The following is a 12,119-nucleotide window of genomic DNA, read 5'->3' on the forward strand; positions in this document are numbered from 1 at the left end:
AGCCGGGGCGAGCGGGTCGGCGGTTATGCGCGACCGCCCCTCCGTTTTCTCAACCTCAACGCGTTCTGAACTGAGCGAGCTCGTGGACGAGAATCTCGGACTCTATTGTAGTCCTGATAGAGCAGGCGGCCCTCTCTCATCAAGAGAGATACGACCAAGGCCAGCCTCGGTCGCTAGTTTTTAGCCCTGTCGCTGACTCTGCGATTAACCGGTTCTGCCGGCGACAATAGAGTTTGCAACGCGACTTGCATCGAGATCGGGGGCATGAACAGAGTGGATCGAAACTGGAAGAGAGCGATTGGACTTGCAGCTGTCAGCGCCCCTGAAACTGGGCGGGGCGCTTAGCCAGGAGCGCCTCGACCGCCTCGAGATGATCCCTCGTCTTGTGGCAGATGCCCTGAAATACTGCACATAAATCGAGGAAATCAGGCAGATCCAAACGCCTCGCTGCCTTCAGCAGCCGTTTTGCAAACCGCAGTGCCTGAGGTGGCCTGCTGGCAATGCGTGCGGCGAATTGCTGCGCTTGGGTTTGCAATTCAGAGGCGTCCGCGATCTCTAGCTGCGGATTCCGACGTGAAGCCGGCCGCCATTCCGATCAAAGACCGGCCACCGTTCCGATTTGAAGCCGGCCACCATTCCAATCAAAAGCCGGCCAGTTTTCGGCACTGAAGATTACCTCCTGGGTCAGCAACTTTGGCATCAATCACCTCGCCATGAACGGGGACATTTTGATGCCGGCAAAGAGAAGGCTGACCATGAGACAATTGAGACAAATGCTGCGGCTTGCCGGAAGCGGGACGAGCTCCCGCGAGATTGCGGTCGTGTTGGGGATAGCGCGCAGTACGGTGCAGGATAATTTGCAGCGTGCAGCCGCGGTTGGATTGAGCTGGCCCTTGCCGGGCGAGCTGACCGACGATGCGCTTGAGCACAAGCTCTTCAGTCGCAACGGCGTCAAACAGGGCACGCGGCGACGCACGGAACCGAACTGGGCCGATCTTGCGGTCGAGCTCAAGAAGCCCGGCGTCACATTGCTCATCCTGTGGGAGGAGTATCGTGGGTCGCATCCCGACGGTTACGGCTATAGTCGCTTCTGCGAACTCTTTCGCAGTTTCGAGCAGCGGCTTTCGCCGACGATGCGCCAGGAGCATGCGGCCGGCGACAAGGTCTTCGTCGATTATTCCGGCAAGAAGATCCCGATTGTCGATCGCAAGACCGGCGAGATCCGCGAGGCGGAGATCTTCGTGGCGGTGCTGGGTGCGTCCAGCTACACCTTTGCCGAGGCCACCTGGACGCAAACGCTTCCCGACTGGATTGGCTCGCATGTCCGGATGTTTCGTTTTTTTCACGGCGTTCCCAGACTCGTCATTCCCGACAATCTGAAGTCTGGCGTCAGTCGCGCTAGTTTCTACGATCCCGAGATCAATCGCAGCTACGGCATGATGGCTTCCCACTATGGCGTCGGCGTTCTTCCGGCACGGCCAAGAAAGCCTCGGGATAAATCGAAAGTGGAGAATGGAGTGCGTTTCGCCCAGTCCTGCATTCTGGGGCGCCTGCGCAACCAGACTTTCTTCTCGCTGGCTGAGGCCAATGCCGCCATTGCCCAGGCGCTCGATCGCATCAACGACCACGTCATGCGCCGGCTGGGCGTCAGTCGCCGGCAGCTCTTCGAGACCGTCGAGAGCCCGGCTTTGGCCAGTCTTCCACTGGAGGATTACGAGTTTGCCGAATGGCGTTTGGCCCGCGTCTCGACGGATTATCACGTCGAGTTCAAGACCTTCTTTTATTCCGTGCCCCACAGCCTCATTCGTCAGCAGGTCGATCTGAGAGCAACGGCGCGCACCATCGAGATCTTCCACCGCGGCAAGCGCGTCGCGGTGCATCAGCGCCGCCATGGAGGTCCTCGCCATGGAACCGATCCGGATCACATGCCCAGTTCCCACCGGCGCTATGCCGAATGGACGCCGGAGCGCTTTCGGCGTTGGGCCACGTCGATCGGGCCACAGACCGAAGGCCTGGTCATCGCAATTCTCGCCAGCCGTCCGCATCCAGAGCAGGGCTTTCGAACATGTCTGGGCATCCTGCGCCTGTTTCGCGACATCGATCGCAATCGGGCAGAAGCCGTGTCAGCCCGCGCTGTCGAGATCGGTGGCTTGAACTGCAAGAGCATTGCTTCGCTCATCGCCAATCACAAGGCCGCACGCCATTCCACCGAACCAACCGCCATCGTCGATCACGCCAATCTGCGTGGCCCTGATTACTTTCATTGAGGAGATCCACCCATGCTGATCAATCCCACCATCGACATGCTGCGAGAGCTCGGCCTCTACGGCATGGCAACCGCTTTCCAGGAACTCGACACGCAGCCCGAAGTGCGCGGCCTCGAGCACGGCGAATGGCTTGCCATGCTGCTCGAACGCGAGGCGACCATGCGCCGCCAGAAGCGTTTCGAGGCTCGCGCCAGGGCTGCCAAGCTTCGCCATGACGCGCAGATCGAGGATGCCGACTTCCGCGCCGCACGCGGCCTCGACCGCAATATGTTCATGGCGCTTGCCGGCTGCGACTGGATCAGAAAGCATCACGGTCTTCTTGTCACCGGACCAGCCGGCGTCGGCAAAAGCTGGCTTGCCTGCGCTCTTGGCCACCAGGCCTGCCGCGAAGACTTCTCAGTCGCCTACCACCGGGTTCCCAGGCTGTTCGCCGCCCTCGCGCTTGCAAGAGGCGACGGGCGATACGGCAGGATCCTCAAATCTCTTGCCAGGACCGACCTGCTGATCCTCGATGACTGGGGACCGGAAAAACTCAATGATGACCAACGCCGCGATCTCCTGGAGATCATTGAGGATCGCTACGAACGACGCTCAACCATCGTCACAAGTCAGGTGCCCGTGGATCGCTGGTGGGAGATTATTGCAAACCCAACTTTGGCCGACGCCATCCTGGATCGCCTCGTTCACAACGCCTATCGCATCGATCTCACCGGTGAAAGCATGCGAAAACAGCGCCCGCCAATCGTCCCCGAAAACACCGAAGCTTGACCTGAAACAAAACCCAACCCAAACATCAACGAGACCCAGGATCAGTCCGAAAAATGGCCGCCTTCAAATCGGAATGGCGGCCGGAATGAAATCGGAATGACTGGCCGGCTTCAAATCGGAATCGGTGGCCGGCTTCATCGGAACACGCACTCTAGCACAATTCCCAACCGCAAAGGTTCTTCAGCGCCCACGAGTCGCCCGGTGAAAATGATTTCCGCTGCCCTCTGTGGGCCGAGCAGGTCCTGGAGGAACCAAGCACCGCCGTCTCCTGGAACAATGCCCAAATTGATGAAAGTCGAGCCGAATACCGCATTATCGGCCGCAATCCGGATATCGCACATAGTCGCGAGATCGAAGCTCGCCCCGATCGCAGCCCCGTTAACGGCGGCAATGGCCGGTACTTCCAAGCGATGCATGGCCAAGGCGATTCGTTGAATGCCGTGGCGGTAGCGATCCTGCACGTCATGGACGTCACCTGCAAAGCTCCCCTTACGGTCCCGCATGTCCTTAACGTTGCCGCCGGCGGAAAACGCCTTCCCGGCCCCGGTCACCACCAACACTGAGACGGCCGCAGAGCCATTAATCCAGTCGACTGTTTGCACAATGTCGTCGATCAGGGCGGTGCCGGTCAGTTCGTTGCGGACGTCGTCGCGGTCCAGTAAGAGCACCGCGACGCGATCGCTCACCCCGAGTTTCGCGTCGATCAGTCTCGGCAGATCGGTCATGCCTCAATCCCTTGCTTGTGTGCCGAGTGCGCTTCGGAAAACTCGGTGAGAAGGATGCGAACGTCTAGGACGGTCAGACCGTTGGGATAGGCAAGGATGGGATTCAGGTCGAGTTCGTCGATCTCTGGGAAAGCTTCAACGAACCTCGAAATACACACCATCAAGTCTGCGAGCGCGCCTCGATCGACCGGCGCTCCCCCGCGCACGCCGTCGAGAAGCGCTCGGGCCTTGATTTCGTCCAACATCGCCAAGGCATCACTCCGGGAGATCGGAAGCGCGCGGAAAACTACATCTCTGAGAACTTCGACAAGGACTCCGCCCAGTCCAAACATCATAACTGGACCATATACAGGGTCACGCACGATGCCGACGACGACCTCAACGCCGCCCTTTGCGGCCATCGGAGTAACTAGGACCCCGGCAATATTCGGATTAGTTGCTGCGGCCTTGGCGTTGGCGACGATCTCGAGGAAACCGCGGCGCACCAATGCGACATCGGTAGCGTCGAGTTTGACACCGCCGGCCTCCGTCTTGTGCAGGATGTCACGAGATACGATTTTCATCGCGACCGGCTGTCCACCGAGCCGGCGAAAAGCCTCTTCGGCCTCACTTTCGTCAGTGGCCAGAAACGTCGGTGCGACATCGAGGCCGAAGTCGCTCAGGCTGGCTCGGCCTTCGTGCTCCAAGACCACCCGCCTACCCTCGGCCGTGCAATGTGCGAGCACCTTCGCGAACACGCCGCCGGGCTCAGTACCAGGCGGCAACGATTCAAAGGTGCGGCCAACCTCACTGTACTCGGCCAAAGCTTGCATGCAGCGGACAGCGATCTCAAGAGAATTGTGCACCGGAATACCGGCTTGATGCATGTTTGCCAGCGGCAGTGGCCGCTGATCTGCTTGAAGCACATTGTACAAACTGTGAACGATCACAGGTTTGCCAAACCGGTGCGGCATCGCGCTGATCATGTCCGTCGCCCCGAGTTCTTGGGCGAGCAAGTCTGGTGAGAAGCGGACCGCATATCCGCCATAGAGGCCCGAGATAAGAAGTCCGTCGACTGCCGAGTCCTGCAGCAGAATATCTGCGCAAGCAGCAAAAACTGATGGATCTGCATCGGTACCGCCGGCAACGTCGATTGGATTGATCACCGACGCGGCCGGAGGAAGCACCGCTGCAAGCCGCCGTCGTGTCTCGTCGCTCAAGGAACTGAGCACCAGTCCACGCTCGGATAAGGCGTCGGCCGCAATCGTCGCGTGACCCCCGCCGTCCGCGAGGATGGCAATGCGGCGCGAGCGCAGCGGCGGTAGCAACGACAGTGCTTCCGCTATCGGCAGGATCTCGTCGGATCGGTGCGCGATGATTGCGCCGGCTTGCCTAAGGACACCCTCGTTGATCGCATATTCGCCAGCCAAAGCGCCGGTATGGGACTTCGCGGCAATGTGCCCTGCACTTGTCCGGCCTGATTTGTAGATGACGACGGGCTTTTCCAACGAGATGCGCTTCAAGGCGTTCAAGAAGCGGCGGCCATTTTTCAGTCCTTCAACGTAAGTGATCACAACGTTGGTGTTGGGATCGGCCGCGAAGTAGTCGAGATACTCATCGAAGCCGATATCGGCCTCGTTCCCGACGCCGACATAGGTGCTCAAACCCAGATGCCCGTTCGCGTGCGCTTCCGTGACGAGCGATAGAGCCATATTTCCGGATTGAGACAAGAGCCCAATACTACCCTTGCGCAGCTCCGAAAAGCCGACGAGGTTACAGGCTTTGTGGGTATTGAAAATACCAGAGGTGTTGGGTCCTATGATCCTCACGTCACCAGCGCGCGCAGCGGCGAGTGCCGCATCCTGGAGCCGCTTGCCATCGTCTCCAGTTTCCGCGAAGCCTCCCGCCAGAATCACGGCGCCGCGCACCTTTTTTGCGGCGCACTCGGCCAGGACTGAAGGGACCGTCGCAGCAGGAGTACAGATCAGCGCAAGGTCGACAGGCCCTGGCACAGTGCCCAGGCCGGATAGACATCGGACGCCACATATTTCACTCTCCTTCGGATTGATCGGGTAAATCGCTCCGGCGTAGCCGTCATCCAACAGTTTTCTCAGCGACAGATATCCGCGCTTCGCAGGATTGTTGGATGCGCCGATGATTGCAATGGAGTTGGGGTACAGAATGGGAAGCAGCTCGTTCGAAACCATTGTTACTCCCCACGGAAGACCGGCGGACGCTTCTCGGCGAAAGCGTTGACGCCCTCATGCCAATCGCGCGTAGTTGAACAAAACATCATGCCCTCAAGCTCAGCAGTAAGCACAGAGTCGAACGTCCCGTGAGCAGCCGACGCCAACTGCTCTTTGGCAAGCTGCATCGAGAATGGTGCCCCCGTTGACAGTTCGGCCGCCAACGAGCGGATGCCTTCGGGAAACTCATCGTCGGGGATACATCGTGAAGCCAGCCCGGTCCGGACCGCTTCTGCTCCGTCGACCTGCTGGCCTAGGAAGATCAGCTCACGCGCCTTTGCCAGGCCGACAAGTCGTGGGAGGATATGCGTGACGCCACCGCCGAGGAATGCACCAACGCCAATCTCGGGAAATGCAATCCGGGCCGAAGCGGCCATCACCATGAAATCGCAAGCGATGGCCATCTCAGCACCGGCCCCTAGCGCATAGCCGTTCACCGCCGCAATAATTGGCTTTGGATGTGAGAGCAGACGTCTACACACCCTTTGTTCGCTCATCAGATATTGCCTCCTCTCGAAGGCCGAGCGGCCGGCTTTGTGCTCCTTCATGTCGGCTCCGACACAAAACGCCCGCCCTTCTCCGGTCAACACAATCACGCGTACGTTCTTGTCCATTTGAGCCCGATCGAGAGCCCCCAGGACGTCGTCGTACAATTGTTGCACCACTGCGTTTAGCCGGTGTGGCCGATTCAGGCGAATTTCGGCGATAGCGTCCTGGGTTTCGTAAGTAATCGTTTCAAACATCATGCTGCCTGTCACCTCGCCCGACACATGGTTGCCCCGGCACGATAACAGGCCCAGTCAAATTTGCAACATATGTTGCACTTTCGCTTGTTTGAACTGGATGGATCATAGCATCGCTTCGGCGATACCTGCCGCGACGGCGGCGTCAGTGAACTGCCCTCCATTTCGACCGGCCACCCGGCATAAGCAGGAGAGCCTCGAGGATATCCTTGAGGAGCGGCTGATATCGGAGGGCTATCAGCGCATCGAGTTGATCAGGGGCACAAGGCGTCAGCGGTACTGGGCGACGCAGCAGAAGCTGCTGATCATCGCGAAAGTCTTGAAGCCTTGAGCCCGGGCGAGAGGTCTCGTCGGTTGCCCGGCGCAGCGGTGTAGCGCCCAACCTCCTCTACTGCTGTCGGCGTTTACTGAGCGAAGGAGGGGCAGCGGCTATGGGATCTAACAAACCTGTCGTGGGCACCTCCCGAGGTGCGCTGCCTCATGAAGCGCGTGCGTGAGCTAGATGTGACCTTTCCATAGGTTGTCCATCCGGTCCGGACCGGGAAAGCTGAGGTTATCGAAGCTTCAGTGATTCCCGGAGGACTGTGAATATCCATAAGAATGCCCGTCTGACGCCGCGCGATCGTCTCGACCAGGTTGCAGGCGAAGACTGAGGGATCACAACATTGGCGTGGCCATGTTGTGCTATACCGACGCACGGTCTTGGCGCTACGCTGGCATCGCTCCTAATACGTCAGCAATTTACCAGCAGGTCGCGTGACATATTGCTCAGCGACTTCGCGCCATCATCGGTCACGCGAACGGTTTCACTGAAGATGTAGCCATCCGTCTTTTCAAAGATACCAATGAGAAGGTGGAAGGTCATGTTGGTCTGGAGCACGGTCTCATCGCCCTCTTGGAAGCTCGGGCCGCCGTCCACCCAATCGATACCTATTGAATATCCAATTCTGGATTCTTTTCGTACGCCTCGAGGTCCAAATTCGCGCCGAAAAGCTCGCTCCACATCACTGCTGGTCACTCCAGCCCGCATAGCTCCGAAGGCAGCAAGGAAACCGTCAAGGCACGCTTGGTGCACGTGTCGCGATCTCACATTCGGTTCTCCCAAAAATACCGTTCTCGACAGGGCGCAGCAATATCGGTGACGGACGGCGCCGAGCTCAAAATTCGTCTGGCAGCCCATCTTGTACTGTCCGTCAGTCCACGTGAGGTGTGGAGCGGCTCCGGGAGAGCCTACTGGCATTGTAACCAAAGGACTACGGGAAGTCCCTCCCGGAAATTCCGGAGTGCCCGCGTATAATGCATGCGTTATATCAGCAGCTACGTCGCATTCTCTGGCCCCAACAGAGATTGCAAGCCTACCGACCTGCATCGCTCTATCGACGATCTTTCCTGCCTGCTCCATGTAGGTGAGCTCAGCAGGTGATTTTATCGCCTTTAGCGCTGCAATCATCCCATCGGCATCGATGAACTCCGATGTGCCTAAACTTTTGCTCAAGGCGGCATGGCCCTTCACTCCAAGTATTTTACCCGATAGTTCGACCCCAATGCGGCCAGATGGGCTGCGCTCGCGAACAAGTTCAGCGATCGGCTGCCATGGCGTGAGCTGGCTCGCAGCTATGTATTTCTCCGGATAGCCGAGGACGTGTGATTGCGGCAGGTACGAGCTGGCGTCTGCACACAGAGTGTCCATCTCACGCAATATGAGCCACGGGTCCTCCTCGTCCTGGCAAACAAGAGCGAGCTGTGGGACGTAATCGGAAAAGCCTTCGTAGCCCGTGAGATAGTTCATATTACCTTCATTCAGGACAAGCAGTGCGTCGATGCCACGCTCAGCCATTTGCTGACGCAGCCGGGTCGTGCGTGCGCGATATTCCTCTTGACTAAATGCAGGCACTAGCTGTTCTCCTGTCTTGATAATGGCGTTTACAACCATGCAACAAATTCTTCGAAGCGTAACATGCGCTACCGTTGAAAGGTCTTACTCCCCGGCCAGATACGCTCACCTGCTCTTCGCACGAAAAGCATTAGTTCAAGCGCCACGGATAAGCAGGGTGTGTGTGACCGCCTTCAATCTTTCTGCTCTTTTCACATTCTCCATAGCCAGACCCTAGACACCATCTTGGCTACACTCGTTAGACATAATCGATGTCGAATGAGCCGTTTCTCTGTCATCAGCGGCACCATTAATTCGACCGAAACCGAGCTGGGATTTCTGGTTGAGGCAGCGCGCCACTCGATTGCCCTCAATCTGCAAATCCGAAGGGCTTCAACGCATCTATTTAATTATGGCCCACAGTTGGTTCTTGCTTTGATAGAGGATCATGCGTCAAGGATGCTTTCGTCAAATATAGATTGTGTACCCGCGGCATCTGGAACCGAGATGGGCGCTAATGCCGCGGTGAGTGTGTCGGTGCAAGATGTTGAGCAATGATTTGATCGGATCGCTTGCGCTCATATGTCCGGCCTTTGTGTCCGGTCGGGACTGTCAGGAATTCTGTGCCTGAGGCCATGATGATGGAAAGGAGAGAATCATCACATGCTATCGACAAGAAACTTCTGGACCAACTGCTTGCCGGCCGCGATCCGAATGAGGTGTTTGCCAAGGACGGATTGCTCGACGACCTGAAGAAGGCGCTTTCGGAACGGATTGTGAACGCGGAGCTTGACGAGCACCTCGAGGATGAACGCGCCGGCAGCGCCAATCGCCGCAATGGCCATTCGAGGAAGTCGGTTCTGATGGGCACGTCGAAGATGACGCTGTCGATCCCGCGCGACCGGGCGGTGACCTTCGATCCGAAGCTGATCGTCAAATACCAGCGCCGCTTTCCCGATTTCGACGACAAGATCATCTCCATTTACGCTCGCGGCATGACGGTGCGCGAGATCCGCGGCCATCTGGAGGAGCTCTACGGCATCGACGTGTCGCCGGACCTGATCTCGGCCGACACCGACGCCGTCCTGGAGGAAGTGGCCGAGTGGCAGAACCGCCCCCTGGATGCGATCTATCCGCTCGTCTTCTTCGATGCGATCCGGGTCAAGATCTGAAGAACCGTGGCGTCGCCGACGTCCTGATCGCCGTGGTCGACGGCCTGAAGGGCTTGCCCGAGGCGATCAACGCCGTCTTTCCGCAGACCGTCGTGCAGACCTGCATCGTGGGCCTGTTGAAGAAGTGCTTTTTTGTCCGGCAATTTCGGGCTCCGAGCCGGTGGCGATCAACCTGTACAACGACGCGTCATACCGCGGCGAGCCTCTGAAATTTGATGCTGACCGCCGAATTGCTGATGAGCAGAAGCTGGAAGCCGTAGAGTGCGACGGCCAGCCGCTTCAGATTAATGGCCGCAGCGGTCAGGAAGGCCTGGATGCGCATCTTGTCCAGTCCTCGGCGCATTGCGCGGGCGAGGCCGTGCCATGTCTTGGCTTCGCCATGCACGCCCTCGACCCGCCAGCGATGACGCTGATAGAGATCTTGTTCCTTTCGACCCCATCCGAGCCGCTTGCGGCGCGCCCTCAGCAATGAAGGATGATCGACGTTGAACACGACGACGTGGTGCGAGGCCCCGCACGCTTCGATCGCAACCACTGTCGGCGGCAGCTTCTCAAAGAACGCCATCATTTCCTTGCGCCGCAGTTTTTTGCGCAGCGCCGGCGCCTCAGCTGCGTTCACACCATGGAGCTGGAAGATGTGTTTTGACGCGTGTCGATGCCAATACGAATAATTTGTTCCACGGACGGTCTCCCTTTGCTTGAGAATCTGTAACGACCTCATTCTGGCACATCGATGCCGTGCGGGGGGGCCGTCCACGCCAACATCATGCGGCGGCCTAACGTCGATCGCGAAGAGAAGCGAGTGACCCGCGGGGCGAGTGGTCCGGAAAAAATCAGGAGGAGCTTGACCTCAACGACCCCAATTAGAGAAGCCTGCTAGGTCGCACATCGGGCGATGCCAGTCTATGGAACCGTCTCATCCCCACGTTGCGGAAATCGCCCGCGTTTGGCATTTCGCGCAGGTCGAGGCTGTCGCTCTCTCGCAGAGACACTCGTTTGACGTCGCGATCTCACCTACGCGGTCCTCTGGCGCTCTTTTCAATCCATTGGTGCCGCCTTACAAAATCGGACTCCGCTTGCGGTAGACCACAGCCGGCCGCAACCAAGGGCCCTCGGCCAATGTCACATCCTCGTAATCACCTGCGGGATCATAAATCATGCCGATCTTCTCCATGACCTTTTGGCTCGGCGCGTTCTCCTTAGCTGTCAAAGCTACGACCTCCGGCAAAGCGATTGACCAGGCGTAGTCGAGCCATGCCCGCGCGCCTTCCGGTGCGAGTCCTTGACCCCAATGTTCCTTTGCGAGCACCCATCCGATATCGACGCGGGGGTGGGTGGGAATTTTGGCCCTCGTTGGCTCGGAGAGGACGCGGAGCCCGATCATGCCAACAAGCTCGCCGCTGCCCTTCAGCTCCGCCGCCTGGAAATCAAACCCGTTTATTTGGGCACGCTCGATCGCAAAATCGATCTCAGAATTCGCTTCCTCGTTCGTCAGCACTTTGGGGTAGAACCGCCTTACGAGAGGATCACTATAAATTCTTGCCATCGCGCTGCGATCATGGTCGTCCCAGGGACGCAATATCAATCGTTCGGTGATCAGCTTCATCTATGAGACCTATATCTCTTTCAACCCGAAATATTCGCCGGCAACTCTTCATGCTGTGTTGATGTAATGTTTGCACCAGGTTCGTGCAGCACGACCGCCGGGTCGCGTCGCGCGTCTTGAGGATTCTTGACCGGGTGTAGGAGAGCCACAGGAGACCCAAGGGAGCCAATATTCAGGACAAGTTCAGATAACGGGTTGAACAACTGCTCGGATGGAAACCAAGATCTGTCCGGGCTAAAAATCGGTCGATTTAGTAGCGAACGACTCTTGGTCGCCTTCGGAAAGTGCATTGCCGGTCCAAGAAAGAACCGCTCCACGCATCGGGCATCGAGAACGGCATCTCCACCGCAGAACCCGGACGGCCGTTCTCGGCAAGCCGGACCTTCATCCGCTCGCTCGCGGCCCCAGCTACTTCCCGCTCGCCGACCGTTCCCGCGCCGCAATACAGCGCTTCGACGTTGCGAACCTTCACTCGCAGTTGCTATTTGATTCCGACCATTGTAGTCAACCACCCTTGCTCCCAAACAAAACCGCAGCATTCGACGCAACAGCCTCAACTTAACCGACCCCGCCCCACAAAGCTGTTCATCAAAATGGCAAGCGCGGCGGTTACGTAGACGTAGAGACCCCGCGTAAGATGTCACACGCCGGCGAAGCCGAGAGCTCGGCAAGCGCTGATAGTGTCCTGAAGGTTCTGCAAAAAGCTCTGGAGAGAGAACAGCCCTTGCCTTGAGGCGAGG

The 12,119-nt window shown here is 58.2% G+C and carries 9 protein-coding genes and 4 pseudogenes; 5 read left to right on the top strand and 8 right to left on the bottom strand.

The genetic code is table 11. The annotated features are described in order from the left end of the window. Window positions 1-313 precede the first annotated feature (313 nt). On the bottom strand, window positions 314-535 hold the full coding sequence (locus A9K68_RS28775) for a hypothetical protein (RefSeq protein ID WP_065012422.1): 222 nt from the start codon (window positions 533-535) through the stop codon (window positions 314-316). Window positions 536-755: 220 nt separating this feature from the next. On the opposite strand from A9K68_RS28775, the gene istA reads away from it, so the two are divergent. Then, on the top strand, window positions 756-2,267 hold the full coding sequence (istA, locus tag A9K68_RS28780) for an IS21 family transposase (protein ID WP_141246659.1): 1,512 nt from the start codon (window positions 756-758) through the stop codon (window positions 2,265-2,267). 12 nt (window positions 2,268-2,279) lie between these two features. Continuing rightward, window positions 2,280-3,035: an IS21-like element helper ATPase IstB gene (gene istB, locus A9K68_RS28785; RefSeq protein WP_065008691.1), complete on the top strand. Its 756-nt coding sequence runs from the start codon at window positions 2,280-2,282 to the stop codon at window positions 3,033-3,035. Window positions 3,036-3,169: 134 nt separating this feature from the next. Here istB and A9K68_RS28790 read toward each other — a convergent pair whose 3' ends face one another. Genes A9K68_RS28790 through A9K68_RS28800 form a run of 3 tightly spaced genes read right to left on the bottom strand, consistent with a single transcriptional unit; the run spans window position 3,170 to window position 6,731 of the window. Then, window positions 3,170-3,760, bottom strand: a complete 591-nt coding sequence (locus A9K68_RS28790; protein ID WP_065007546.1) for an enoyl-CoA hydratase-related protein — start codon at window positions 3,758-3,760, stop codon at window positions 3,170-3,172. Further along, entirely contained in the window at window positions 3,757-5,946 is a 2,190-nt protein-coding gene (locus tag A9K68_RS28795; RefSeq protein ID WP_065007547.1) for an acetate--CoA ligase, read from the bottom strand. The genes A9K68_RS28790 and A9K68_RS28795 overlap by 4 nt, the downstream gene beginning before the upstream one ends. Window positions 5,947-5,948: 2 nt before the next feature. Then, window positions 5,949-6,731 carry an enoyl-CoA hydratase/isomerase family protein gene (locus tag A9K68_RS28800; protein ID WP_065007549.1) on the bottom strand — a complete coding sequence of 261 codons (783 nt, stop codon included), beginning with the start codon at window positions 6,729-6,731 and terminating at the stop codon, window positions 5,949-5,951. Window positions 6,732-6,951: 220 nt separating this feature from the next. On the opposite strand from A9K68_RS28800, the pseudogene A9K68_RS32055 reads away from it, so the two are divergent. Then, window positions 6,952-7,232: pseudogene (locus A9K68_RS32055) on the top strand (transposase); the annotation flags it as partial. A gap of 229 nt (window positions 7,233-7,461) precedes the next feature. Here the strand turns inward: A9K68_RS32055 and A9K68_RS28815 are convergent. Further along, window positions 7,462-8,661 carry a Xaa-Pro peptidase family protein gene (locus A9K68_RS28815; RefSeq protein ID WP_163603087.1) on the bottom strand — a complete coding sequence of 400 codons (1,200 nt, stop codon included), beginning with the start codon at window positions 8,659-8,661 and terminating at the stop codon, window positions 7,462-7,464. Window positions 8,662-8,880: 219 nt separating this feature from the next. On the opposite strand from A9K68_RS28815, the gene A9K68_RS28820 reads away from it, so the two are divergent. Together A9K68_RS28820 and A9K68_RS28825 are read left to right on the top strand one after the other, a co-directional pair. Continuing rightward, complete coding sequence (locus A9K68_RS28820; protein WP_141246658.1) at window positions 8,881-9,159, top strand: hypothetical protein; 279 nt, start codon at window positions 8,881-8,883, stop codon at window positions 9,157-9,159. Window positions 9,160-9,242: 83 nt separating this feature from the next. After that, a pseudogene (locus A9K68_RS28825) lies at window positions 9,243-9,895 on the top strand (transposase); the annotation flags it as partial. A gap of 65 nt (window positions 9,896-9,960) precedes the next feature. Here A9K68_RS28825 and A9K68_RS28830 read toward each other — a convergent pair. From A9K68_RS28830 to A9K68_RS28835, 3 genes and pseudogenes are all read right to left on the bottom strand, one after another. Continuing rightward, window positions 9,961-10,269: pseudogene (locus A9K68_RS28830) on the bottom strand (transposase); the annotation flags it as partial. 3 nt (window positions 10,270-10,272) lie between these two features. After that, window positions 10,273-10,454: pseudogene (locus A9K68_RS32060) on the bottom strand (IS110 family transposase); the annotation flags it as partial. Between the two features lie 376 nt (window positions 10,455-10,830). Beyond that, the gene (locus tag A9K68_RS28835; protein WP_065007544.1) at window positions 10,831-11,379 is read right to left on the bottom strand and encodes a GNAT family N-acetyltransferase; all 549 of its coding nucleotides are present in this window, start codon (window positions 11,377-11,379) and stop codon (window positions 10,831-10,833) included. Between the last annotated feature and the right edge of the window lie 740 nt (window positions 11,380-12,119).

The organism is Mesorhizobium sp. AA22 (assembly GCF_001672375.2).
GTDB classification, from domain to species: domain Bacteria; phylum Pseudomonadota; class Alphaproteobacteria; order Rhizobiales; family Rhizobiaceae; genus Mesorhizobium; species Mesorhizobium wenxiniae.